Origin of the sequence: Bradyrhizobium guangzhouense (assembly GCF_004114955.1) — a bacterium.
In the GTDB taxonomy this organism is placed as follows: domain Bacteria; phylum Pseudomonadota; class Alphaproteobacteria; order Rhizobiales; family Xanthobacteraceae; genus Bradyrhizobium; species Bradyrhizobium guangzhouense.
In genome coordinates, this window is record NZ_CP030054.1 from 151595 (window position 1) to 176284 (window position 24690).

A 24690-nucleotide genomic window follows, 5' to 3' on the forward strand; every position below is an offset into this window, starting at 1 on the left:
CGCAGAACCGGGCGTGAGACTCTCGCCTCACCCGGCTCCCATCAGGCAATCTTGCCGCCATCGCCGAGTTGCCAATGCACAAAGAGCCTGCGGTTCTCACGCGCGATCTTCTCCAGGAAGAGACGCGCGCGTCCTAAACGGTGATGGAAGCGCTTGTACTTTCGCTTCAACCAAATACCTAACGTCTGGTTGATGTAGCGCGCCAGCGGATAAAGCGCTGAGCGGGTGTATTGCCCATAATAAGCGATCCACCCCCTAACCATCGGGTTTAGCTCGCGAGCAATATCGTCCAGCGTCACCTCGGCTCGCCTGCGAAGTTTCAAGCCTCGGACCTTCGCCCGCATGGCGTTCAGCGCTGGTTTGCTGACCGCCGGGGTGAACCCACAGAACATCTTCTGCGAATGCGGCCCCAGGACCGATCGTGGCCGGAAGCAATAACCGAGAAAGTCAAACATGACCGTCTCGCTTTTACCTCGGCGTCGATCATCCTTGCAGTAGACGATCCTCGTCTTCGTAGGATGCAATTCCAGATGGCACTCCGCCAGCCGAGCCTGGAGCGCTTCGCGAACGCTTTGCGCCTCCATCTCATTCCGATAATGTACCAACCCGTCATCCGCATACCGACACCACCTGAGATCGGGGAACGTCCGCGCCATCCAGAGATCAAATGCATAGTGCATGAAGAGGTTGGCGAGGATCGGGCTCACCACGCCCCCTTGTGGGGTGCCGCGGCTTCGCTCGATTATCGTTCCATCCTCTTGCACCATCGGCGCTGTCAGCCATCGTTCGATGTAGAGCAGCGCCCATGCGCACGTCACATGTTTCCGGACGGCCCGTAGCAACAACTCGTGGTCGATATTGTCGAACAATCCTTTGATGTCGAACTCTAGAAACCAATCATACTTCCAGCACCGCTGTCGCGTGACGCCTACGGCATCGAGAGCCGATTTTCCGGGTCTGTAGCCATAGGAATCCGCCAGAAAGATTGCGTCAAGAGCCGGCTCAATCAGTTGTTTAACAACTGTCTGTGCCACGCGGTCCGCCACGGTGGGCACCCCGAGGATCCTCTGGCCTCCACTCTTCTTTGGAATGGAGACAGCCCGAACAGGCGGCGGGAAGTAAGCGCCTGAACTCATTCGATTCCAAATCTTGTAGAGATTTCCCTTCAAGTCGGACTCGAACTGCTCAATCGTCACTCCGTCGACACCGGCTGCGCCACCATTGGATCGCACCTGCAGATATGCTTCGTACACCTCTCTCTTGTCGATGTTGAACGGCTTGCTCGGCTGGTTCATCGACGTCCTCCTGTTGCCAGTTGCGACGATGGCCAGCCCACCTGATCCGATCCCTTCGCTCCGGCCCCATTACGAGCCTTCGTCGCTAATACGGATCGGTCCGTCCCAGTGCTCCGCGTCGGTAATCTCGCCTCGCGGTCTTCTCCGCTTGTGCTTCTCCCTTTCCATCGGAGCGACTGGTTCCTGCAGTTCCGCGGCAGCGCCTGCATCCGATTCACGCCCCCTCAACGCCGGTCGCCGCCCGCCCGGTCATCAGGCTCCCGGCGGGCTCATCCCAGAGGGACGACACACCTCTGGTTTTGACGACGATTTCCACGTTACGACGGTTCATCGGCGGGTTCATTTTCATTCGTCTCTCGGACGCGTATCCGTTCGGGTCTCCCCCGACCGTTAGCTTCAACGCTCACGACCGCGCCTCTTAAGCGAAGCCGCTTGAAGTGATTTGAGACCTACTCCTGAAAGTCGATCCCGAGGGGCCTACCCTCATCGCTGCCACAGCTTGCGCGCACAGATTTTCAGATCATTTTGATCATCCTTTCTGTGTGCTTCTGCAGAACACTGTCATCGCCGTGCAGCCGCTCGGCGGCGAGGACATGGCGCTCAATCAGCTGGAACAACGGCATGACGGCGAAGGTTCCGTGGCCGACCTGGTCGGCCAGCGTCGACAGCGGCAGGTCGATCCGCTCAGCCTTGAAGCGCACGCTCTGGCGATTGAGCGGGATATGCATGCCGAACTTGTCGAACAGCATTGTCGCCAGCAATTGCGGACCGATGAAGCCGCGCGGCGTGGCATGGAACGGTGCCGGCGGCTGGCTTATCTTCTCGCAATCACGGCAGGTGAACTTCTCGCGTACCGTCTCGATGACCTTAAAGCGACGCGGAATCTCCTCCAGCGTCTTGGTCACATCCTCGCCTAGCTTCGCAAGGCGCGATCCACCGCAGCAGGCGCAGGTCGTTGGAGCCTCGATAACGACGCGCTCACGTTCGATGTCGTCCGGCCACGGCTTGCGCACCGGCCGCTTACGCGTGAAGGCGCTTACGCTCTGGGTTTTTGCGGCGGCAGCCTGCGCAGCCAGCTCATTCTCGGTCGCCGTGGTGGCGAGTTCTTCGAGCTCCAATTCCAACTGCTCGAGTAGCCGCGCCGTGCGCTCGGAGCGCAGCCCGTGCAGTTCGCGTTTGAGCTTCTCGATCCGTAGCTCAAGATGAGCGATCAGCACCTCGCTGTCCGACAGCTCCGCCCGCGCGTTGGCGGCATCCGCGACTGCCACATCGCGTTCAGCCTGCAACGCCTCGCGCTCGGCCAGCAGCGCAAGGTAGGCGCTCGCGAGATCCGACGGAAGATCGTCCGGCTTCGATGTCATGAAGCCATTGAATCAGATCAAGCCGCAGATTCAAACCAAAAACGGCTATCCGACACGCGTCGGACGATGAGTTTCTTGAGGGTTGCGCCAATCGATTCCGGACAACAGGTAGCTCATCTGAGCCGATGAGATCGTCACCGCTTCGCCCGCAACCGATGGCCAGACGAACCTTCCTCTCTCAAGTCTCTTAGTGAACAGGCATGCTCCCTGGCCATGGTGAGTCGGCCCCGGGAGTTGCACCCGGAGCCGCTCTCCGAACCGTACGTGACGCTCTCACGTCATACGGCTCTCAACAAGTAACGAAGCAGAACCTAACATCGTCCAATGAGCGAACAGCTTCGGCCTACGGCAGCGGATCAGCCTGAGCCTGGTGGAGGCCCTGACTTTTCCATTCTTCAGCCCTTTGTATTTGCGTCGCGCCCAGCGGTTTAGAGATTCGTCGACGTATCGATACAGGTTATGCATTTCTGACCGCCCATATCTGCCGTAGTACTGCATCCATCCACGAAGGACGGGGTTCAGTTCCAAGGCGATTGCGTCGATTTCCGTCTGCGAGCGAAGCCTGAGCCGGAGCTGCCGGATCGTCATCCGCATAGACTTCATTGCCGCCCTGCTGACCGCTGGCGAGAACGTACAGAAGTTTTCTTTCTTCTGATGGTTTCTTGCCCTGCGCGGTCGAAAGGTAAATCCCAGAAAGTCAAATGACTGACTGGCATGGCTACCCGGGCGATTGCTATCTTTGCAGTAGACGATCTTGGTCTTGTCGGGATGCATTTCGAGTTCGCATTCCCTGAACCTCGCCTGCAGCGCCGCCTTGATGGCTTCCGCTTCAGCCTTGGTTCGGCAATGTACGAGCCCGTCGTCCGCGTATCGACACCACGGTGACTGCGGGAAGTTTCGCGCCATCCATATATCGAACGCATAATGCAAGAACAAATTGGCAAGGACGGGACTGATCACGCCGCCTTGGGGTGTACCCCGGTCGCGAGCGGTGATCGCTCCGTCTTTGCCTTGCATCGGCGCTGTTAGCCAGCGTTCGATGTAGAGCAGAGCCCATTCGTCTTGCACATGCTTCCTGACGGCTTTCATAAGCAACTGGTGGCTGATATTGTCGAACAGGCCTTTGATGTCGAACTCCAGCACCCAGTCCATCTTCCAGCACCGTTGCCGGGTGATGCCGACGGCGTCCAGCGCGGCTTTTCCGGGCCGGTAGCCGTAGGAATCGGGAAGGAAGATTTTCTCGAGTACTTGTTCAATCTGAAGCTTGACGACCGTCTGCGCCACGCGATCTGCTACTGTCGGCACGCCTAGAATGCGTTGTCCGCCGTTCTTCTTGGGAATGGGGACAGCCCGAACGGCAGGTGGAAAGTAGCTGCCAGAAGACATTCGATTCCAGACCTTGTAAAGGTTGCCCTTGAAGTCCTTCTCAAAAGCTTCGAGCGATACCTTATCCACGCCGGCCGCGCCCGCATTGGCTTTGACCAGTTTGTAGGCCTTCATCACTGTCTGCTTGTCGATATCGTACTGCTTACGTCCGGTTACACTCACATGTCCTCCTGCTCATCACAGTTGCATATGGGCGCAACCCACTTGTTTCGGCCCCTTCGCTCCAGTTCCATTACAGCACCTTCATCACTACTACGAGCCGATCCGCCCCAGTGTTGTGCTTCGGTACTCTCGTCTCGCGGTGTGTGCCGCTTGAACTTCTCCCTTGGCATCACAACGACTGGTTCCTGCAGTTCTCTACAAGAGCCTGTATCCAGATCGCGTCCCCTAAACGCCGGTCGCCATCCGCGCAGTAATCCAGGCGTCTCACGGATTGATCTCAGGGATGGCACGCGCCCCTGATTTTGGCGACGCCTTAGTAATTTTCGACGCGTCATCGGAAGATTTGCTTTCGCTCGCCTTCTGGATACTTACCTGCCCCGTAAACCCGGGACTTTTGCAACACTTGCTGATGACCGCGCCTTTTAAACGAAGCCACAGTGTCGTGGTTTTGCACCTGCGCCTGGAACGCCGATGCAGGAGGGCCGTCCTCCATCTCTCATAAAGCTGTACGCATCAAATTCGGTTATTCACCTCCTTCATGCTCTGCAGCACACCGTGCCAGATCACCTTCACAAGATCGCTGCGGCGACCGCGGAAGACGAACAAATGACCGCTGAGCGGTTCTTTGCGCAGCACCTCCTGAACTTGGAGGGCCAGCGACAGGAAGCCTCTGCGCATATCCGTGTAGCCTGTCGCCAGCCACACTCGCACATTCCCTGGTACAGCAATCATCGGCGTCCAAGCACATCGAGGACCCGCGCCAGCGCCTCCGGATCGACGTGCGCATCCACCCGGATGCACCGTCGGTTGCCGAGATCGATCTCTATCAATCCAGTACGTGCGGCTGCCGCCGAGCGAACTCGGCCATCAACCGTAGGCAAAAGCTTCGCAGTTTCTTCAGCCGAGGCCGCTACGGCGGCGATCTGCACCGGCGTAAAAGATGGTGCAACTTGTTCCGATGTCCGTGCTTGTCGACGCCAGGTAAACACCAGGCTGGCCGCTACTCCGTTGCGCCGCGCGACTTCAGTTACCTTCGCGCCCGGTACTAGCGTCTCCTCGACAATCCGTGCCTTGTCGTCCTGCGACCAACGCCGCCGCCGCTCAAGCCCGCCCAAAACTTCGACCCGCATCGCCTGATGACCTTAAAGCTAGACTTAAGGTCACACGCTTCGCGAATTACCACCCGTCACGCAAGACGGTCCTCGTCGGAGGCGTACTTTCAAGTGGACGAGAATGTCGGCTCGCTTCGAACGCAGAATGGGGCCCAGCGCGCCTGTGAGCCCGTAGCGGGCGCGTCAAGTTGCTGAGGTCAAGTCAGCAAACTCCGCTGCTGGAGTTTTCCAAACAGCCGCTCAAATCTAGGGAGAAGTCAGCCGAACCGGTCTACGATTAGCGTCGGCCGTCAAAGCAATCTGGAACGCGCCACTTAAGGCGCGAGGTAGCGCAGAAGTTCCGGATTCGTGCGGATATCGGCTGCAGCGCCTTGTAGTGCGATACGGCCGCGATCAAGGACATAGGCCTTGCTCGCCACGCGCAACGCGAGATCGAGGTGCTGTTCGACGATGATGACCGCGATTTCCTTGGCGAGTTCAATGAGACGTTCGGTAATCTCTTCGATGACGCCGATCCAGACGCCCTCGGTCGGCTCATCCAGCAGCAGCAGCTTTGGGTTCCCCAGGAGGGCGCGCCCGATCGCTAACATCTTACGCTCGCCACCAGAAAGCGTACCAGCCGCCTGGTCCAGGCGGTGGCCGAGCTTGGGAAAGATCGCCAGGACCCGATCGATCGCCGAAGCGTCGGTGTTGAAGAGGGAGCCCATTGCAAGATTATCCCGCACTGAAAGGCGTGAGAACACTGAGTGCTCTTGCGGCACATAGCCGATGCCGGCGCGCACGCGTTGCTCGGTCTGGAGCCGATTGAAATCGTGGCCATCGAAGACTACCTCGCCTCTCCAGCTTGGTAGCTCGCCAACGATAGCTTTCATAAGCGTGGTCTTGCCTGCACCGTTGCGCCCAAGCACGGCGGTACCACCACGCCACGGAATGTCGAGGCTCAGGTCAAACAGCACCTGGCTGCGACCATAACCGGCGTCGAGATGTCTTATGTCGAGAAAGCGTTGTTCAAGCACGGCGCAAATAGATCTCCTGGACACTTTTGTCAGCCTGGATCTCAGCGACGCTTCCTGTCGCCAGCACACGGCCCTGGTCGAGGACGGTGAGGCGGTCGCAAATGTCGCGGATGAAATCGAGATCGTGCTCGACGATAACGAGGGAGCAGTGCTCCTTTATTGGTCGCAACAGTTCGCCAGTGACGCGACGCTCCTCCAGGCTCATGCCTCCGGTAGGCTCGTCCAGCAGCAGGAGCCGGGGTTTTCCCGCGAGCGCCATCGCAATCTCCAGCCATTGCTGCTGGCCATGGGATAGCGCTGCTGCTGCATCGAACGCACGATCGGCAAGACGAAACTGGGTGAGCATCATCATGACCTGGTCGTGCAGCTGTCTGCGGCTGCGCGAGAACACAAGATCAAAAAGAGAGCAGTGCCCCTGCAGGGCAAGGAGGATGTTGTCGTAGAGGGTGAGGGATGGCAGAACCGATGTGATTTGGAACTTCAGGCTCATGCCAGCGCGCGCGCGCTCGGTGGGGGTGAATGTGGTAATATCAGTGTTGATGAATCGGACTTTGCCTTGCGTCGGTACCTCCGCCCCCGCGATGCACTTCATCAGCGTGCTTTTCCCCGAGCCGTTCGGCCCGATCAACCCGTGGAACTCGTTCTCGCGGACGGTGAGCGCCGCACCGTCGACTGCCGTGAGCTTGCCGAAGATCTTTCGAATGCCTGCAGCTTCAAGAAGCGGCATGATGCTGCGCCCTCTTCTTGTCTTGCGCTTTGGCGGCGAAACTGCCTACCCGCTCGCGCTCCGTCAACACCAGGCTGATAAGCCCAAGCGGCCGAAAAAGGATTACCAGGAGCAGGAGCACGCCCAGGATGATCGGCCAGATATCGCGGTAATTGTCCGACAGCCAGAAGGAGAGACCTTCGACAATCGCCGTACCGATCACCGCACCGATCAGCGTGCCGGAACCGCCGAACAGAACGTAGAGCACGACTTGCGTGGAGACGACAACGCCAATCATATTGGGCCACACAAAACCCTCGTGGAAGGCATAGAGGCTGCCGCTCAGGCCTGCGATGGCGCCACCGATCGCGAACACTATGGCTTTTAGATGCTGTGTCCGGTAGCCGAAAAAGGCAATGCGTTGCTCGTTCTCGCGGAGGCCTGCGAGTGCAAGACCGAACTGCGAGCGCACCAGGAAACGGCATGCAACGTAGACGATGACAAGAAGCCCTAGTGCCAGATAGTAAAAGTTCGACCCTTCCGATAATTCGTAGGAGCCGAGCGTCATCGGCGGAATCGAGGGAATGCCGTTCTGGCCGCCGAGATAGTACCAGCCACGCGCGAGGCGATCCGCCGCATAGGCACCGGTGAGCGTACCGAGCGAAACGAAGATCATGCTGGCCGGATGCCGTCCGAGTAGGAGGAACCCACCAAGTAGCAGCGCGAATACGAGGCCAATCAGCGTGCCCGCCGGCAGTACCAAAAGGATTGAGGTGATATCGAGGTCGCGCGCAAGCAGCGCAACGCCGTAGCCTGCGGAGCCGAAGAAGAGGGCCTGCCCAAAGCTCATGATTCCGGCATAGCCCCAGACCAGATCGAACGAGAGAGCGAAGAGCGCCAGGATCACAACGCGAGTGGCAAACACCGTAAGATAGTCGTGAAGCATCACCGGAAGGACTAGTGCTCCAATCAGCACTAGTCCTTCGATGATGAGCAGGACACGTCGTGCACGACTGACCTGTCCTGCAAAGGCGATTTCAGCCATGTCAGCCGTCGCACAATTCACTTCTAGCGTGGGCACCGATGGCCTCTCTACCGCGCTTGTCGCTTTCACAGTGATTCGTCAACATTGCCCGGGATCGACAAGCCCATTGCTGCGTTGCACGACTTGAAAAACCCCGCTCTTGCACACGGCCGTGTACATGTTCATCTTACAGTGCCGCTTGCCCGGCACCATCTCGGCGGGGCCGCCCGGACCCTCCGCGATCTTTGCGTGATCGAGCGTCGCAGCAACCGACTCGCGATCGACCTTTCCGGCCTCTTTGACGGCAGCTTCCCAAAGTTTCAGCCCGCGATATGTACTGGGAGCGGCACTGCTCGCGGCAAATAGAGAATCGCCTGGATAGTCCTTATCATAGGCAGCCTGAATTCTGGCGGAGACCGGGTCATCTTTGGCGACGGCTTTGTAATAATCGAGACAACTCGCAAGCCCTTCCATCTCATTGACCGGATGGAGGCTGAGATAATTCTCGTCCTCGTTGACGGCAGCAAGCCGTCCGCCGTTCTTCAGATAGCCCGCTTCATAGAGCTGTTTGAACAAAGGACCGACGCCGGGTGGAATAACGGTGTTAAAGACGGTGTCGGCCTTGTTGGACATGATCGCGTGGACAGTGGCGGAGAAATCCACTTGGTCTAAAGGATAATACTCCTCGAACACGACCTCGCCGCCATTGGCTTCGATTAACTTGCGAGCATATGCATTCAGGTTACGCGGCCAAATGTAGTTGGAACCTGGAAGGGCAAATCTCTTGCCGCCGTTCTTGATCAGCCACGGGATAAATGTGTCGCATTGCTGCGCCGGTGTGGCGCCGCTGCAGAACAGGTATGGCGTGCATTCCCCCCCTTCATAAAATTGCGGATAGATATAGAGCGTCTTGCCCCGAGAAACGATCACATCCTTGATCGCATTGCGCATTGAGCTCGCGAGGCCGCCTAGGACCATGTCCACCTTGTCCCGCTGGATCAGCTTGCGCACGTTGCCTACAGCGACCGATTCATTGGAGGCGGTGTCTTCGATGTACAGCTCGATCGGCCGGCCCAAAAGACCACCTGAATTGTTGATCTCCTTGATGACCATTTTGGCGACGTTGGCATCCGCCTTTCCGGCAAAGCCGATCGGGCCGGTCAGATCGATCGCGATGCCGACCTTGATGGGACCTTCGGCCGCATTGGCCCAGTCGGGACGGATCACCCAGCTACTCGCTCCTGTGGCGATTGCACCGGCCGTGAAGGCAAAGTTCGAAAGGAAACGACGGCGTGTGAAATTGAGTCGATCAACAGCCATATGACTACACTCCCCCTTGCGCGATGAGGCCTTGCGGCCGACACTTGATGAAAACAATGGCAAGCAAGAAGACGAGCACATCGGCGAGGACCGGAGGGATAACCCAGGGCAGCGCCGCGCTGAGAGCGCCGATGATACCGGCTCCTGCCACTGGGCCCATAAAGGAGCCGACACCGCCAAGCATGACGGCGACAAATCCCTGGATCAGAAAGCGAATTCCGAGATCTGCAAACAGATCGAACACCGGCACGATAAGCGCCCCGGCGAGCCCGGCCAAAGCTGCGCCGAAGGCAAAGGTGGTGCCATAGATGAAATTCGTCGAAACCCCGGAGGCGCGCGCTAGCGCCGGATTTTCCAGGGTCGCCCGAACGCGCAAGCCGAAGCTTGTGCGGGACAGGAGCAGAAAGCAGCCCCCCATCACCAAAGCCGTGATCACGAGAATCGTAAAGCGCCAAGCTGAGATGTGTATCGTGGCGATATCTATGGATCCACCGATAGGCTCCGGAACCGTCAGATAAAACCCGCCAATTAGGCCCCGCACAGACTCCCGGATGATAAGACCGAGCGCATAGGTGCCGAGCATTGCAACGATCGGTGCGGCATAGAAGCGGCGGATGATGAGCGCTTCGAGTACGAAACCCAGCAATCCGACTAAGATCGGTGCCGCCGCCATACCGAGCCAAACCGGGAGACCATGACTATAGGCGAGATAAGTAATATAAGCGCCGAGCAGGACGAACTCACCCTGGGCAAAGTTGAAGATGCCCATCATGCTCGCGATGATTCCTAGCCCAAGCACGATCAACACGATAATCGCACCGAAGCTCAGGATCTCGAATGCCGCCATGAATGCACTAGTCATATGCCGCGATCCAGTCGCACTATCGTCTCGGCCTCACATCTTCTTCCAGTCGCCTATCTGTTCGAAGGCATGGGCGGCGCGGTAGATGGTGGATTCCTCGAAGTGGCGACCGACCAGCATTAGGCCCACTGGCAGGCCGTCGACCATTCCGCAGGGCAGCGACATAGCTGGATGATGCGTAATGTCGAATGGCGCGGTGTTGGTGAACATCTCAATCGCGCGCGTGAAGTAGTCCTCGCGACTGGCATTGGATGGCGGCAGCGGGGTTGCCTTCATCGGCGTCGTCGGCATGAGGAGGAGATCATAGCTCTCGAGAGCTTTGTCATATGCCGTAGCGAGGCGGCGGGAGATGTTGAGCGCCTTGCCGTAAAACCTGGACCCGAAGGTGTTGTTGATATAGGTCCCCCACAACATAAACAGCTTGTTAGTCTCGGACAATGAGTCCGCCTTCTGCCGCCACCCGCGATGGAAATCCATCAGGGAGGTTGGATAAAGATCGCCTCGGCTGAGACCATAGCCGTCACCGAACATCATGGTCTGGACAGCCCCCTCAGTTCCGATGGGGGTCCAGATCGCCGCGCCTAGAAGGTGCATCGGAATCGAGACGATCTCTACGGTCGCGCCGAGATCTTTGAAGCGCTTTGCGGCCTCACGCACGCTTTCGTTCACGGCAGCTTCTGCGGACGGCTGCTCGAAGCCCTCCTTGAGGATACCAATCTTCATCCCTTTGATGCCCGCACCCAAGGCCTTGGTGTATTCATCCACCTTCGGAGCCTTGATGCGCGAATCGTAGCCGTCGTCGCCGGCGATCACCTCGAGTAGCAGGGCGTTGTCGGCCACCGTTGCCGTAATCGGCCCGGTGTGGTCGATAAAGATCTCAATCGGCATTATTCCTGTATAGGGAACGAGACCCCAAGTCGGCTTCATACCGTACGTGCCGCAGAATGAGGATGGCATTCGGATCGAACCGCCCTGATCGCCGCCGATCGCAATGTCGACCTCGCGTAGTGCGACCACAACCCCGCTTCCGGAGGAAGAACCGCCGGCCGAATAGCCCATCTTGTGTGGATTGTGGACCGGGCCAGTCGCGTTGGTGTGGCTGCCGCCAGAGAGACAGAAGGCTTCGCAGTGAACCTTGCCCACAATTTCGGCGCCAGCATCAAGCATGCGTGTAACGATGGTGGCGTCAAAATCGGGTACGTAGCCTTCGAGGGTGGCCGAGCCATTCATCATAGGCACTCCGGCCAACATAATGTTGTCCTTCAAGGCAACGGTCTTGCCTTTCAGTTTTCCGCTGCCGGCGCCTTTGATGTTGGTTTTGCGGTACCAAGCATTGCGAGTGTTTTCGTCTGGCGATGGCCGATAGCCGGGCGTCCGCGGATATTTGACCACGGGCAACTCGTCGGGCATCGCGGCAACGAGATTGTATGCGTCCAGCGAGCCCCGCATCAAACCGCGGAACGAGGCGACATCTTCGTCGGTCAACGAAAGACCACACTGCTTGGCAACTTCGAGAAGCTGGGTGGGAGTCGGAAGGGAAACTGACACGCGGCTCTCCTGAAAGGTTGATCCCGTCATTGGGACACGCGGCGTTCTTCTGTCGTGGCCGCTTATCAGATTAGCCGTAGGTAAAGCGCAGCAGGGCGCTCGGCCCCAGAAGGTGCGCAACGCAAGTTGGGTAATATTGGGTAAAACGACGCTGAATGCGTCTGCCAGTGCAGGCGTTTCGCCGATCTGTCCTGCCTCGCCGGCTTGTCTTTGAGCCCTTAGGTCTTTTTGACGGGCTGGTAAGGCGACAAGTGAACCGGTCTCGTCACCTTAGAGTTGAAATATGGCACGGATCTGACAATGCAGCGGATTACATCAGAGGCCTAAGCATTTCAAAGTAACAACCAGCCAATTTCGGCGATCACGCGCTTCCCCTAACTGGCGCGAACTGCCGCGCGCCAAGCTCACGATCGTACGCGCATTCGCCACCACCTTAATCCACCTAAAGGGGGGTGGTAGATGAATGATGGTGTAAAATCTTCCAGGAGGCATCATGACGGCGCAGCACAAACGTAAATCGGGCGGGTGTCGCCACTTGCAGATCATGCCGCGTTTCAGAAAAGACATAATTTCCGACGGCCATAACAATGTCAGCCGCCAAGCTGACGCAATGACATACGTCAAATTTTACCCTTGCGGTGCCATGGAAGTAGGTGCGTATTTCTGCGACACCGATGTAGAGCGTGGAACTAGACGTACCGTGAAGCAAGGCATCATCTGCGTATAACGCAACAAGATACTCCGGCTTGCCAGAGTTGAACGCTCGCGCCCAAGCTTCCAAGAAGGCACGCACATCCAGCACAACTTTGTCGTTGTTCACGATGAACGCCTCTTCAGCGGAGAAATGGCGACCGGAAGCGATAAGAGTGGGTTGGCCTTACCATCTGATATAAGGAAACCTCTTGCATATGCACTGCATTTTTGATCCGTTCGTTCATGCTTCCGACTGCGCGCTCATCCACGATCTTGTTGAGGTCGCTGCTTGTCAGCGGAGCGCAACGTTTTTTGCAAGCTCGCCTCCTCTATGCAGCTTGTCGGTCATTATGTTCTCATTGCGAGCCAGCAGTACCTTCGCCACCCCGTCCGGGTCCACACCAAATTGGTGATGGGGCCGCAAAAGAATTGGCGCGAACTCAACAAGTACGGACCGAGTTCAGAAGTGTTCGCAGAGGATCAGGGGCAGCGACGTGAAGTCGCTGCTTCGAGCCCTTGATCGCCGCGTATACGACGCAGCCCTGATACACCGGCTTATCTTCCCTCAGCTCGCCGCCAGGTGCTGGGACTGGTGCCAGTGCTGCGCTTAAATTCACGGCTGAAGTGATAGACGTCACAAAAACCGCAGCGTTCGGCGATTGCGCCGAGCCCAGCGTCACTTTCCAAGAGCAGCTTTTGCGCCATCATGATCCGCTCTCGAATCAACAAGCGCCTTGGGCTGATCTGCAGATGCCCTTGAAATAGCCGCCGCGTCTGTGCGGCGCTGAGGCCAGTGACCGAGGCGAGTTCATCGGCGTGCCAGGATCGCTCCGGGGACTGCCGCATCTTTAAAATGATGGCTCGCAATGGGGCCGGGAGACGGGATTCACCGTGCTTCGAGGAAGGTGCTGCGATGAGGTGAAGCAGTTCCGCCACGAGGCAGTTAAGTGCCAAATCGACGTTATCATCCCTGGCGCGCAAGACATCAAATAGTCTTGCGAACCACCGTTCGATCTCGTTCGGCACTGATATCGTTGCTAGCGTTGCTCCGGTGCCGAACACCTTTCGCCGAATGGCCGCACAGTCGGGCCCGTCGATCCGCACCCACAGAACAGTCCAGGGATCATTTTCATCCGGCCAGTGCGCATGCGACGTTTCGTTGGCAATCCAGATCAACTGACCGCGCTCAACAGTCGATGTCCTGCCTTCGCTGACTACAAAGCCGCGCCCAGCGGAGCAGTATAGAATGTCCTGGCCCGGATAATTGTCTCGAGCGATGTGATGATCACGTGCGGTGATGGCCTTGCCCGCCCTAAGTACCGTAAAGGCGCATCGGGTCCAGGCAGCATCAGGGAGGACGTACTGATGGCTCTCAGGAAAAAGTGTGCGCTGCGGCAAGCCGGCCATGCGCGTTTTATATAAATTGAAGCGTGCTTTGTCCATTCCCGCTGGGGCTTTCTGCATCTAGGCTCGATGTCAATGACTAACAAATGAGCTCGTGATCAGGCTCCCGGATGCACGTTTTGTATCCATAGAGATCGCTGAGGGAGCTCAGGGAGGACCGGTGCCGATGCTCACGGCCCACGAAACTGCGCCACCGCGCGCAGGGCCCTTGTGGCGACGTGGTGGAGGCATTCCACGCCACGCCTTGATCTCAGGCACTTTCAGGGGAGGAATTGATGAGTAAACCGAGAATTACCGTCGTCGGCAGCTTCGCCGTAGGACTGACCATTCGCGCTCCGAACATCCCGGTCTTCGGGGTCACGATGTTAGGCAGCAGTTTCGATATGGGCCCGGGCGGAAAAGGTTCGAATCAGGCTGTTGCCACTGCGCGGCTCGGGGCGGACTCGTCGCTGGTTGCGATCATCGGCAAAGACCAATTCGCAGATATTGGCATTGATCTGTACAAGGCCGAGGGCGTCGATACGGCGCATGTCAAGCAGATCACCGAGAAGCCGACGGCGGTTGGCTTCATCATCCTCAATGAGCGAGGCGAGAACTTCATTATCATGGATTATGGCGCCACAAACGCCATGGATCCGGCTTTTGTCGATCGCGCCGAGAGCCGCATTCGCGAGAGCGACCTCGTCATGGCGGTCCTGGAGCCGCCGGTCGAGGTGGCTATGCGGGCGATGGAGCTCGGTCGCAAATACGGTAAGAAAACCATTCTCAATCCGGCGCCGGCCGCACCGCTGCCGGATGAAATCTTCCCGTTGGTCGATTTCCTGACGCCGAATGAAAGCGAACTTCGCATCCTGCTCGGTCTGCGCCCGGATGATCCGCGGCCCTCGCGCGAGCTGGTCGATCTGTTGCGCAAGCGCGGGGCCGCCAACGTGATCGTGACGCTTGGCGACCGTGGTGTACTGATCGTCACCGACAAGGTCGATACCACCATTCCGGCTGCAGTGGTCGACGTAGTGGACACGACGGGTGCTGGCGACGCGTTCAATTCCGGCTTCGCCGTGGCTCTGGCGGAAGGGCGGGATGTGATCGAGGCCGCGCGCTTCGGGGTGTGCTGCGGTGCCCTGGTCTGCACAAAGCTAGGGGTCATTCCCGGCATGGCGAGGCGCGCCGCAGCAGACGAGATGTATCGCACAATGCGCGCCTCGGCTGCAGAATGAGAGAGCAACAAGAAATCAATGCGCCTTGGGCGCGAACAGTGAGAACTGGAACGATATGCCGCGGATTTACGATTGGGCGGCGCGCGAGGCCGAGCGCACGGTGACGGTGGCCGACCTGCGCGCTTCCCGAAAGTCGGGCAAGCGCTACACTCAGGTCACTGCCGAGACCGCCGAGGAGGCAGCGGCCGCGGAGCAGGCCGGCATTGAAATGCTGGTGACCCGCGCCCGCAACGTGGAAGCCGTACGGAGGGGCTCAAAGCACCTCTTCGTCACCGCCGCGTTGGGCTTTGCCGATGCTGTAACACAGGACGACATCCTTCGTACCGCCTTGAAGGCGCTAAGCGACGGGGCCGATGCGGTGATCACCGCACGCGGCATGGCGACCGTCTCAATGCTCGCGGCCGAGGATATTCCGGTTGTCGGTCACTTGGGCCTCGTTCCCAGAAAATCGACCTGGCTCGGAAGGCTTCGCGCCTTCGGCAAATATGCGGAGGAAGCCTTGGCACTCTTCCAGCGCTTCCGACGTCTAGAAGAAGCCGGCGCTTTTGCGGTGGAATGCGAGGTCATCCCAGCCCGGGTCATGTCGGAAATTCGCCGGCGGATCGGACTGGTGACCGTCTCGCTCGGCTCCGGACCGGATGCTGACGTGATCTTTCTATTCACCGAGGACATATGCGGTGGCGAAGGCCGGCGGCCCCGGCACGCTCGGGTCTATGGAGATCTTCAGGCCCTGCAGGAGCGCATCAAACAGGAGCGCGTGAAAGCTCTCAGCGCATTCCGTGCTGACGTCACCGCAAATGGCTTTCCAGGCCCGCAGGAAATATCGGACATCGCCGACGATGAATATGCGGCCTTCGTGTCGAGACTAAAAGACTCGGGCTTTGGCGATTGATCTAAAGCTCTTGCGACGGCGACGAGAGCTGATCTCAATCAGCCGGCGAAGGATCTAACACACGAGCTGTCTGCCTTGAAGCGGCAATGGAGTGCAATATGGACGAAGCATTGTACGGCACGCGCGATAAGCGGGGCAATTGGGTACCAAAGAAGAAGCCCGAACGTGCGCCGATTTTTGTCTGGCCGGTGCAACCGCTGAAAATACTGCGCTGGTTACCGGGCTATCTCCTGCCCTGGAATACGGTCTATTTCCTGATCTCTCTTGTATCGTGGACTTATCTCACTCCATCGCTCGATACGATGCGAGAACTCCACGCCGACTGGATACTGCTCATTCTGCTTCGTAACACCGCTTTGACTCTCCTCCTCTACGGCACCTTCCATTTCATTCTTTATATCGAGCGGCGTCAGCAGACGGCGTTTAAATACAATGCAAAGTGGCCGGATGCGCACAACCCGACCTTCATGTTCGGAAGTCAGACGGCCGAGAACATATTCTGGACCATGTGCAGCGCCGTGCCTGTATGGAGTGCATATGAGGCGCTCACCTGGTGGATGTACGCGAACGACCGCTTGCCTTACGTCGATTTCGCAGCGCATCCGCTATATTGTGCTGCACTCGTGCTGGTGATGCCGGCGTGGCGCGAACTGCACTTTTACCTCATTCACCGCCTCATCCATATTGGGCCGCTGTACCATCTCATCCACAAGGTCCACCACAAGAACGTCAATCCGGGGCCGTGGTCCGGCCTCTCGGCGTCGACACTGGAACACATCGCTTACTTCTCAGGGGTATTGATTCATTTCGTTCTTCCGTCCCATCCGCTGCACGCAATGTTTCAGCTGATGCACGCGGGACTGTCCCCCGCAAAGTCACATACCGGTTTCGACCGCGTGGTCGTGGATGATGCGAAGGCGATCAGCACCGACAACTTCTACCATTACCTGCACCACAAGTATTTCGAGGTGAACTACGGTGAACGCCGCATCCCGCTCGACGAGTGGTTCGGCACGGCTCACGACGGCTCTCCAGAGGCCGACGAGAGAATGTATAAGCGCATAAAGGCCAAGAAGTGGGTGCGCGGCGGTTAGCGCCGAAGCGGGGAGGCTCCGAAGGCCTGTCACGTTGAGGCAGCCCTTGCGCCGCAACGGTACTGGCGCACGCTGCGCGACTGAGCCACAGCCGATTGATCGCCGCCAGTTGAAGATTGAGGACTAGATATGACTAAACAAGCTGAATGGGTGGCGGCCTGCGCTGCGGACGCTTTGAGGCCTGAAGAGGTTCGCCGCCTCGATCACGGCGGCCGCACGTTTGTGATTGTTCGCTCGCCCGAGGGCGATTACTTCGCGATGGACGGCCACTGCTCACACGAGAAGGTCCATCTTGCGGATGGCATTGTCGATGGCGGAATTATCGAATGCCCGAAACACTTCGGCACCTTCGACTATCGAACGGGCGAGTCGCGTGCGCTGCCCGCATGCGTCGACTTGCAGAGTTACGAGGTAAAAATCGAGAATGGCATTGTTATGGTCAAGGTCTGAGCGGGTGAGAGCTGCGGATGACCTCACAGCGTTTACTTGTCTTGCAGTCCCTCTGGGCCATGGAGCGGCGGCAGCCTGACGGTTTCGAACGTTCTCTCGATGAAAACCTGGCGATGATACAGCAAGCGGGGTTCGACGGGATCTCTACGTCCTGCAATGATCCAGGACGCGTCAACCTGATCGCACGCGCTTTGAACGGTTCCGGGCTTGCAGTCGAGGGCATGTGCTTCCCGCAGACGATCGATCACTTGAAGTCTGCCATCGACCTCGCCAAGCAGATCAACGTTCTGCATCTCAACGTCCAGCCAGACATCCGTCCGCGCAGGGTCAGCGATTGTATCCCGCTGCTGGATGGCTGGATCAGGGTGGCGGAAGAGGCAGGCATGCCGATCTACTTCGAAACGCATCGCAACAGGATGACCACGGATCTCCTCTTTACTCTCGATCTGATGGACGAGGTGCCCGGGATGCGGATCCTTGCCGATTTGTCGCACATCCTGCTGGGTCGGGAGTTCTGGTATCCCATCTCGGACGAGGATGAAGCGCTGGTGCGGCAGGTGCTCGATCGCGCTTGGGCGTTTCATGGACGGGTTGCATCTCGCGAGCAAATTCAGGTTGAGATCACGTTTCCTCAGCACAGGATATGGCTGGATCTGTTCCTGGGGTGGTGGAAATACGGGTTCCGAAGCTGGCGAAAGCGCGCAGGCACGGGTGCCTGCCTTAGTTTTACCTGCGAACTTGGCCCGCAGCCCTATGCGATCACCGATCGGCAAGGCAAGGACACGACGGATCGTTGGGAGGAAGCTCTTCTTCTTAGGTCCCTAGTCCGTGACCTCTTCGATAGCGTGGCCAGTGAGGAGCAGGCTCTGCCTGCAAGAGGGGTGGCCATTTGAGTACTCATTCGACGATTGCCATTGTTGGCGCCGGCGAAGCTGGCACGGCAGCCGCCCTGGCGCTGCGCGAGCGCGGCTGGGAAGAGAGCGTGGTGTTGATCGGCAACGAAAGCAGTCTCCCGTATGAGCGCCCTCCTCTCTCCAAAGCAGTTCTGGTCGATGAGACGAGGCCTGGGCCGAAGACGATTGTGACGTCAGAGCGGCTTTCCGAATTGAAGATCGATTATCGCCACGGCTGTGAGGTGGTCTCGATTGATCGCACGGCCAGCATGGTGATTCTCTCGAATGGGGCCAAGATAGGCTATCATCGCCTCCTCTTGGCCACTGGCGCTCGTCCGCGTGACCTGAACGTGCCAATTGCTGAGGGATCAAGGGTCGCAACGCTTAGGTCGTATGAGGATGCCACACGCCTTCGCGAGTTAATCGGCCAAGGCTGCGAGATGGCTGTGATCGGCGGCGGCTTTATCGGGCTCGAGGTTGCTGCGAGCTCGATCTTGCGAGGCGCTTCGGTCATCGTCTTCGAAGCAGGATCGCGCATACTTTCCCGGGCAGTGCCAGTTGGCATAGCTGAACTGATCAGGGCCAAGCACGAGCGTTCTGGGGTACGGATCGAGACAACGGCAGTCGTTGAACGTATCGAGCTTTGTGAAGGACGCTCCTGCGTGGTACTGGCCGGGGGCCAAAGACATCTTGCCGATCTCGTGATCGTGGGGGTCGGTGCAACCCCCAACGTCGAACTGGCGCAAGCGGCGGGGCTCGCTGTCGACAACGGCATCGCGCTTGACGAAATGCTGGCCACATCGGATCCGCGCGTATTCGCAGCGGGGGACTGCTGTTCCTTTCCACATCGCCTTTACGGAAAGCGGATCAGGCTGGAAGCTTGGCGCAACGCGCAGCGGCAAGGGGTGATTGCGGCGGCGAATATGGTGGGCGAGGATCGTCCGTATGACGATCTCCCCTGGTTCTGGTCGGACCAATACGATGAGACTTTGCAAATGGTCGGCCTCTGCTGCGGCGGAGAAATCCCGGTCGTCAGAAGCCTAGGCCCGAGGGGCCAACTTCTATTCTCCCTTGTCGACGGCGGGCGCCTCGTGGCTGCTTGTGGGTTTGGAAGCCTCGGCGCCGTTGCGAAGGAAATCCGAGTTGCAGAGACGATCATTAGGCGGGAACTGAAGGTCGAGGCAGAGGCGCTCGCTAATCCGGCGCTGAACTTGAAGCAGCTTCTTTAGTGACTACTGCCGCGGCGCAGGTCACCCGGCAAGCAAGTCACCTGGCAAAAGGACATGCGCCACGCGGGCTACCGAATGCTCGCCCATTGGGCGTAGCGGCAATCCCTCGTCAGAGGCTGGATGCGGCGTTTGTCGAGCCAGGACGACCGTTGAGAAGGCTCGATCGATAGATCAACTTCGGGCCGGCGCGCCAGCGCTCCACTGTGCGCCAATATCCCTGCAAGCAAACGCAGACTACTTTGATACCGCGCTGAACATCATGCGCTGCTTTTCGGGACCTGGCGGCATCACGCTGGGAGCCCGATTGAATGTAGCAAGACCTACCTCGTTGAGCAAATACACTATCCCAATTTCAGATTGATATAATGCAATAATCATGAGAAGCTCTCAAGTGAAGCAATGGTGAGAACCCGCTTTCAGGTGGAACCATCCTGCATTTTCACGAGGAGCTTTGATGAGCATAGACTGGGAAGAAGCGATCGCACGTATGATGCGGCGGATCGAGAATACAGCTCAACAAGTTGGCGACGCCTATCCACATTGGGCAGATCCGGAGAGCGGCACCTGGACGACAACTTCAAACGGAGACTGGACCGGCGGCTATTGGCTGGGGATGCTTTGGCTTGCCTCGCGGAGTAACGGCGGCGAGCGCTTCAGAGATCTTGCAGAACGAGGTTGCGAGCGTCTTGAACCGCGCGTCTCGGCCGATACCGCGTTCAAGGCTGCGACCTTCTATTACGGGGCCGGACTGGGTTCGCTGCTCACCGGAAGTCACCGCGCGCGGACGCTCGGCCTTGCGGCGGCACGAGATCTGAAGCAACGCTACAACCATCACCTTGGTCTTGTGCCCCTTGGCGCGAATGCCGAGGAGGGCGCTGACGTGGGAGCCACTGCAAGCAGCGTCGACAGTTTGGTCGTCTCATTGCTGCTGTTTTGGGCCGCTCGAACTCTAGACGACCGCGCGATGCGCGAAGTGGCTGCCAATCATACGGATAAAGTTCTGACCGTCCATCAGCGTGAGGACGGATCCTTCATCCAGTCCTCCTCCCTCGATCCCGAGACCGGCAAGGTTCTCCGACGCTACACACACAAGGGCTTCAGCGAGAACAGCGTTTGGGCAAGAGCACAGGCGTGGGGCGTGGTGTGCTCGACGATCAGCTACTTTTCCGGCGGCGGAGAGGAGCGATGGCGTCAAGCCGCCATGAACGGGGCCGACTGGTGGCTCGCCCATGTGCCAGATGATTGCGTGTCGTACTGGGATTTTGACGCTCCTAAAGCGCCCAACGTCGAGCGGGACACTGCGGCGACCGCTTTTATGGCATCGGCTCTTCTAAAATTGAGCTCGATTGCGCCGACTGACAGTAAGCGGCGGCAATACCGTAGCGCCGGAGAACGCACCGCTTTGGCGCTGGTCGAACGATATCTCACTCCGGTTCATAAGAACGATAGCCGTCCAGCCGGCATGCTGGTGGAAGGATGCTTCAACAAGCGCGGGGATTCGAGAGCCGAGGACTACGTCAGTAATGCCGAATTGATCTTTGGTAGCTACTACTTGTTCGAGGCGCTTCATTTGCTAACCGGCAGGTTGCGGCCTGAAGAAATCTAAAATGGCACTCGCTGCTGGCGAAGGCCAGCGGCGAGCGCTCTCTGTGTCACTCTCGCGTTACCCCGGCCGAAATCCTTAAAGCGGCTTGGAACGGACCTAGGGGCGCATTTGACGGCTGGAGAGATCAAGGGTTTCTTGTTCAGCCGCTGTTCCACTGAGACCATTGCCTTTCCAGAGGGGAGCCGCCGATCGGCCGGACCTCTCTGGAGTGCCCTAACAAGACTGTTATCACTCGCCTACATAGATGCAGCCGCGCTTTTTAGCGATCTGATATACGACCACGCTGAGCAAAGCGACGAGCGACCCGTAGATTGGGAACATCCATGCCATGTCCTCGCGTTGCAACCATACCAGCAGGTAGGGCGTGGTACCGCCGAAAATTGTCACACCGATTGCGTAACCAAGGGCGACGCCTGTCGTTCTCACTGTGCGCGGCATCAAGGTTGTGGCTATGAAGTTGTAGAGAGCCATATTGCAGCCCACCATGGCCCCGCCAACCAGCATCACCATGGCGTAGGTCAGAAGGCTTTGGTGTGAATAGAGCAGCGTCAGGAAGAATGCTGGGATGAGCAGAAGGCGCATCAAGATGAACGCGCGCGAGGGCTTTATCTTGTCTGCAAACGCACCGATGGCAGGTGAAAAGACCATCCAGCAAAATCCCATGAGGGTCAGGATGCCGTACACCCACGTGCTGTTTTCCTTGAAAACACCATTGGCGATGTTGGGCAGGCCCACGTTGTACGTGTAGTTGGCGAGCTGCACCGAGCCGATCACCAAAATCACGGCCAGAAGCGACAGTCGCACATTCCAGAGCGCCTTCCAAACGCCGCCGGTGGTTTTCTGAACGCGCGACATCTCGTCATGATGCATAGCGCGGGCGATCAATGTTTCCGGGATTGCTTGGCGCAGGAAGAAGATGAGGACGCCAAGCAGGCCTCCGACCGCAAACGGCACTCGCCAAGCCCACTCGCGCATGACCTCGGGGGCGACGGCCGCGCTCACCAGAAAAGCGACGAGGCTTGCTCCGATCGAACCCAACATGATGAATGTACCGTTGATCAAGCCGAGATACCGCCCCTCCTCACCTGGTGGTGCCAACTCGATGGCGATTGCATTGGCGACGCCCGCCTCTGCGCCAGTGGCAAGCCCTTGCATCAGTCGAAGAATGACCAGCGCTGCAGTGGCAAGGGTCCCGATGTCCTTATGAGCCGGCAAGATCGCAATCAGGAACGAAGATAGCGCCATGACCGTAACAGCGATCATCATGACGCGTTTATGGCTGATGCGATCTGCGATAGGACCAAGCAAAGCCGCTCCCAGAGGCCGCGCAATGAATCCGGCTCCAAATACGGCAAATGCTCCCAGCAGCGAAACGACCGGGTCATTTGAAGGGAAGAAGTGGGGAGATAGAAAAGCCGCCATGAAGCCGTAGACTTGCCAGTCATACCACTCCAGCGCGACGCCTCCGCCCAGACCAATAGTCATTGATCTCGTTGCAACTTGCTTCTCGGGCTGAATGAAATCGATAGAAGGTTGGGCCATTGTTTGCATGGGTCTGCTTCCGCTCATTGGGTAAGACTGCTTAAGCCTTGCGCGGCAAGCGCGAATGCGCGCCGGCCTGTCGCTTGTTGGCCTGCTCAAGGCGCTGAGATTTCTGGCGGCACGCCCGTAAATGGACGCTGGCGCGATCGAAGGCAGCTGATCGGGCTTCCTTCATTCCAATCGTCTGTGTAACAGCCCGCGGGCGGGCTTATGTCCCAACTCCATGGTCCCTCCTGTAGCAATGCGCCCTTCTGCGGGACGCTTAAGTTTTTCGATTCAAGGCAGGCGGACAAACTCCTCCGCGCTGAGACGTCCGCTCGGCTTGGCGAGGCGAACGTTTCCTACTTTTCCGCGCAAACGATGCGAGCTGATCGAGTATCTGCTTACGTAAGCCGAACTGACCTGGAAAAGGTGAATGATGAGATCGTCTCGGGGCCGCCGCTTGGATCACAAGGACTTGCGCGGAAAGACAAAGGGGCTCGCGCGAGCGCGAGAGGGATGGTTGTAAAGGGCGCGGGCTGGCGAGAAGCTTGGCATGGACTGCAATATCGCCAGCCCAGCCGCTCCTCCCATGAAACCAGTAAATCGCCTCCACCGCTTCGTCTCCCATGACGGCCGGCATCTCTGTGCACTAGCCCAATATCGAGCGAGACCATCACAATGACGGGCCAATGTCAAGCAATAGACTATCTCAAATACAATTAGGATATATCAATCTGGTAGCCATCATTCTAGCTGAAGGATTGATACATCTATACGACTGAAATCGCTCATGAAATATTGGCACCCCCGATTAGCCAAGCACATTGACCTATCTCAATTTGAATGTCAGTCTGGCTTTGCCGCAATCAGCGCGGCTGGCTCTCACCTGGAATGGATCTCGTGCGCCTCATCCAATTTGTATCTCTGAACGGTTCTCGTCATGTCGCTGCGCTCCAGGCGGGCGACGGGGTCCCTGTGCTCGTGAACAATCGGACAAGTGTACGCGAATTAGCCTTGGAGGCAGCCCGCTCCCGGCTATCGCTTGCCGAATGCGTCCAAAGGTGCGGCTTCGGAGAGAAGGTCGATTACGATGCGATCATCCGCGAGAAGCGGCTGTTGCCGCCTCTCGACCACGCTGATCCTTCGCGTTGCATGATCGCGGTGACTGGACTTACGCACCTCGGTAGCGCCGAGTCGCGCGACGCCATGCACGCGAAATTGGCCGCAGGCGAACTTTCCGATTCAATGCGGATGTTCAAGCTTGGCCTGGACGGTGGAAAGCCTCCGCCGGGATCCATCGGGGTCCAGCCAGAGTGGGCCTATAAGGGTGATGGCTCCTGGGCAGTCGCACCTGAGCAACCCCTCACGTTGCCGTCCTATGCTGAAGACGGGGGCGAGGAGGCCGAAATTGTAGGGCTTTACGTCATTGGCGAGGGAGGCGACGTACTGCGTGTCGGCTTCTGCCTCGGCAACGAATACTCCGATCATGTGATGGAGCAGCGAAACTACCTCTACCTTGCTCATTCAAAGCTGCGCCAGTGCTCCTATGGTCCCGAACTCCTCGTGGGCGATCTTCCGGACGAGGTATCCGGAACGGTCCGCGTCTTGCGAGCTGGCGAAGCGATCTGGTCCGGAAGCTTTATCTCGGGCGAGAACAACATGTCTCATTCCATTGAGAATCTTGAGCACCATCACTTCAAATACCGCGCGTTTCGTCGGCCCGGCGACGTCCACGTCTATTTCTTCGGCGCGAGCGCCTTAAGCTTTTCGGCCGGCGTCAAGCTGCGCGGCGGTGACGCTTTCGAGATCGAATCTCCGGCTTTCGGGCGGCCATTGCGCAACTCGCTCATCGAGGAAAAGCAAACAGAGATCGTGAGGGTGCGGCCGCTATGAGCT

Annotated in this window: 22 protein-coding genes and 2 pseudogenes; 8 read left to right on the plus strand and 16 right to left on the minus strand. The window is 58.2% G+C overall.

Annotated elements, in window-relative coordinates:
- Nucleotides 1-41: 41 nt before the first annotated feature.
- The 15 genes and pseudogenes from ltrA (XH91_RS34720) to XH91_RS34785 form a co-directional block, all read right to left on the minus strand.
- Nucleotides 42-1295 carry a group II intron reverse transcriptase/maturase gene (gene ltrA / locus XH91_RS34720; RefSeq protein WP_128955096.1) on the minus strand — a complete coding sequence of 418 codons (1254 nt, stop codon included), beginning with the start codon at nucleotides 1293-1295 and terminating at the stop codon, nucleotides 42-44.
- Between the two features lie 214 nt (nucleotides 1296-1509).
- Nucleotides 1510-1644 (minus strand): hypothetical protein, encoded by a 135-nt coding sequence (locus XH91_RS39935; RefSeq protein ID WP_256436599.1) that lies wholly within the window; start codon nucleotides 1642-1644, stop codon nucleotides 1510-1512.
- A gap of 202 nt (nucleotides 1645-1846) precedes the next feature.
- A pseudogene (locus XH91_RS34725) lies at nucleotides 1847-2656 on the minus strand (IS66 family transposase); the annotation flags it as partial.
- 45 nt (nucleotides 2657-2701) lie between these two features.
- Entirely contained in the window at nucleotides 2702-2896 is a 195-nt protein-coding gene (gene tnpB, locus XH91_RS34730; protein WP_128929738.1) for an IS66 family insertion sequence element accessory protein TnpB, read from the minus strand.
- Nucleotides 2897-2929: 33 nt separating this feature from the next.
- Complete coding sequence (gene ltrA / locus XH91_RS34735) at nucleotides 2930-4156, minus strand: group II intron reverse transcriptase/maturase (RefSeq protein ID WP_128929739.1); 1227 nt, start codon at nucleotides 4154-4156, stop codon at nucleotides 2930-2932.
- A gap of 606 nt (nucleotides 4157-4762) precedes the next feature.
- Nucleotides 4763-4936, minus strand: a pseudogene (tnpB, locus tag XH91_RS34740) (IS66 family insertion sequence element accessory protein TnpB); the annotation flags it as partial.
- Nucleotides 4933-5334, minus strand: coding sequence for an IS66-like element accessory protein TnpA (gene tnpA, locus XH91_RS34745; protein WP_128929741.1), 402 nt, complete (start codon nucleotides 5332-5334; stop codon nucleotides 4933-4935). The gene tnpA and the pseudogene tnpB (XH91_RS34740), both read right to left, overlap by 4 nt.
- 296 nt (nucleotides 5335-5630) lie before the next feature.
- Nucleotides 5631-6332: a branched-chain amino acid ABC transporter ATP-binding protein gene (locus tag XH91_RS34750; RefSeq protein ID WP_128929742.1), complete on the minus strand. Its 702-nt coding sequence runs from the start codon at nucleotides 6330-6332 to the stop codon at nucleotides 5631-5633.
- Nucleotides 6325-7059: an ABC transporter ATP-binding protein gene (locus XH91_RS34755; RefSeq protein ID WP_128929743.1), complete on the minus strand. Its 735-nt coding sequence runs from the start codon at nucleotides 7057-7059 to the stop codon at nucleotides 6325-6327. The genes XH91_RS34750 and XH91_RS34755 overlap by 8 nt, the downstream gene beginning before the upstream one ends.
- On the minus strand, nucleotides 7046-8083 hold the full coding sequence (locus tag XH91_RS34760) for a branched-chain amino acid ABC transporter permease (protein ID WP_128929744.1): 1038 nt from the start codon (nucleotides 8081-8083) through the stop codon (nucleotides 7046-7048). Before XH91_RS34760 ends, XH91_RS34755 begins: the two co-directional genes overlap by 14 nt.
- Nucleotides 8084-8161: 78 nt before the next feature.
- Nucleotides 8162-9382, minus strand: a complete 1221-nt coding sequence (locus XH91_RS34765) for a substrate-binding protein (protein WP_128929745.1) — start codon at nucleotides 9380-9382, stop codon at nucleotides 8162-8164.
- Nucleotides 9383-9386: 4 nt separating this feature from the next.
- Nucleotides 9387-10244 (minus strand): branched-chain amino acid ABC transporter permease, encoded by an 858-nt coding sequence (locus XH91_RS34770; protein WP_128929746.1) that lies wholly within the window; start codon nucleotides 10242-10244, stop codon nucleotides 9387-9389.
- A 33-nt stretch (nucleotides 10245-10277) separates the two neighbouring features.
- Nucleotides 10278-11792, minus strand: a complete 1515-nt coding sequence (locus XH91_RS34775; RefSeq protein WP_128929747.1) for an amidase — start codon at nucleotides 11790-11792, stop codon at nucleotides 10278-10280.
- 442 nt (nucleotides 11793-12234) lie between these two features.
- Nucleotides 12235-12612, minus strand: a complete 378-nt coding sequence (locus tag XH91_RS34780) for a nuclear transport factor 2 family protein (RefSeq protein WP_128929748.1) — start codon at nucleotides 12610-12612, stop codon at nucleotides 12235-12237.
- Between the two features lie 428 nt (nucleotides 12613-13040).
- Entirely contained in the window at nucleotides 13041-13949 is a 909-nt protein-coding gene (locus XH91_RS34785) for an AraC family transcriptional regulator (RefSeq protein WP_232995599.1), read from the minus strand.
- Between the two features lie 215 nt (nucleotides 13950-14164).
- Between XH91_RS34785 and XH91_RS34790 the strand changes: the two genes are divergently transcribed.
- The 7 genes from XH91_RS34790 to XH91_RS34820 all read left to right on the plus strand — a co-directional run bounded on the left by XH91_RS34790 (nucleotide 14165) and on the right by XH91_RS34820 (nucleotide 21270).
- The gene (locus XH91_RS34790) at nucleotides 14165-15106 is read left to right on the plus strand and encodes a ribokinase (RefSeq protein ID WP_128929749.1); all 942 of its coding nucleotides are present in this window, start codon (nucleotides 14165-14167) and stop codon (nucleotides 15104-15106) included.
- 25 nt (nucleotides 15107-15131) lie between these two features.
- Nucleotides 15132-15998, plus strand: coding sequence for a 3-methyl-2-oxobutanoate hydroxymethyltransferase (locus XH91_RS34795; RefSeq protein ID WP_232995600.1), 867 nt, complete (start codon nucleotides 15132-15134; stop codon nucleotides 15996-15998).
- Between the two features lie 98 nt (nucleotides 15999-16096).
- The gene (locus XH91_RS34800) at nucleotides 16097-17092 is read left to right on the plus strand and encodes a sterol desaturase family protein (RefSeq protein ID WP_128929750.1); all 996 of its coding nucleotides are present in this window, start codon (nucleotides 16097-16099) and stop codon (nucleotides 17090-17092) included.
- Between the two features lie 129 nt (nucleotides 17093-17221).
- Complete coding sequence (locus XH91_RS34805; RefSeq protein WP_128929751.1) at nucleotides 17222-17542, plus strand: Rieske 2Fe-2S domain-containing protein; 321 nt, start codon at nucleotides 17222-17224, stop codon at nucleotides 17540-17542.
- A 17-nt stretch (nucleotides 17543-17559) separates the two neighbouring features.
- Nucleotides 17560-18435 carry a sugar phosphate isomerase/epimerase family protein gene (locus XH91_RS34810; protein ID WP_128955097.1) on the plus strand — a complete coding sequence of 292 codons (876 nt, stop codon included), beginning with the start codon at nucleotides 17560-17562 and terminating at the stop codon, nucleotides 18433-18435.
- Complete coding sequence (locus XH91_RS34815; RefSeq protein WP_128929753.1) at nucleotides 18432-19664, plus strand: NAD(P)/FAD-dependent oxidoreductase; 1233 nt, start codon at nucleotides 18432-18434, stop codon at nucleotides 19662-19664. Before XH91_RS34810 ends, XH91_RS34815 begins: the two co-directional genes overlap by 4 nt.
- A gap of 454 nt (nucleotides 19665-20118) precedes the next feature.
- A complete protein-coding gene (locus XH91_RS34820) occupies nucleotides 20119-21270 on the plus strand; it encodes a glycoside hydrolase family 88 protein (protein ID WP_128929754.1) in 1152 nt (383 codons plus the stop codon).
- 228 nt (nucleotides 21271-21498) lie between these two features.
- Here the strand turns inward: XH91_RS34820 and XH91_RS34825 are convergent, their stop codons facing one another.
- A complete protein-coding gene (locus tag XH91_RS34825; protein WP_164934143.1) occupies nucleotides 21499-22821 on the minus strand; it encodes an MFS transporter in 1323 nt (440 codons plus the stop codon).
- A gap of 873 nt (nucleotides 22822-23694) precedes the next feature.
- On the opposite strand from XH91_RS34825, the gene araD1 reads away from it, so the two are divergent.
- Nucleotides 23695-24687 carry an AraD1 family protein gene (araD1, locus tag XH91_RS34830; protein WP_128930170.1) on the plus strand — a complete coding sequence of 331 codons (993 nt, stop codon included), beginning with the start codon at nucleotides 23695-23697 and terminating at the stop codon, nucleotides 24685-24687.
- Nucleotides 24688-24690: the final 3 nt, after the last annotated feature.